The 709-nt window shown below is 34.3% G+C and carries 1 pseudogene; it reads right to left on the reverse strand.

Features of this window, described 5'->3' with window-relative positions:
• Nucleotides 1-625 (reverse strand): annotated as a pseudogene (locus BN338_RS10070) (S9 family peptidase); the annotation flags it as partial.
• Between the last annotated feature and the right edge of the window lie 84 nt (nt 626-709).

Consider the following 709-nt stretch of genomic DNA (forward strand, 5'->3'; position numbering starts at 1 on the left):
GTCGGTGATTTTTATCCACTCTTGTATAGAAAAAACCTTCAGATTGAGCATCCCACACAATTTGTCCGGATGTGTCAGTTATGGTGTCCGTAAAATCAGATAATGTTTCTAAATGACGAATTTTAGCTGTATAGAATTCTGATCCTTTATCATCATAGGTCCATACAACATATCTATGATCAGGAGATTCTTGAACTGAACCAAAATTGAAATATTCTTTACCTTCAGCTAAAAGATCACCATTCAGGTAAACATGTCGTTCTCCACCATTCCTTGGTGTCCGGAAATAATGTGGTTGTTGTCCTCCGGTAACATAAGAAAATCCGTAAGCAAAAGGTCCATTTTTTATAGGAACTGAACTATCATTCTCTTGGATCCTACTTTTCATTTCAGTAAAAAGCAAATCCCTTAAAGGCTTTGTATCAGCCATTTGAGCCACTTGATAAGCATTTTCTTTTTCGAGATGATATCGAATATTGGGATCAAGACAGTTAGGATTTTTAAAAACATCTTGCCAGTTAGATGCACGTAGCCAATGATAAGGATCTTCACGTAAAATACCATGATATACTTCTTTATGAGTGATTCTAGATGCTTTGGGAGGAGTTGTAAAAGTGTGGGTCATACACAATCCTATATTAAAATATGTTAAGAGCTTTTTTTATATGTTAGAATCACAATTATTAATGCAAGTGTAAAAATATAAGTT

The sequence above is a fragment of the Bartonella queenslandensis AUST/NH15 genome (assembly GCF_000312585.1).
GTDB classification, from domain to species: domain Bacteria; phylum Pseudomonadota; class Alphaproteobacteria; order Rhizobiales; family Rhizobiaceae; genus Bartonella; species Bartonella queenslandensis_A.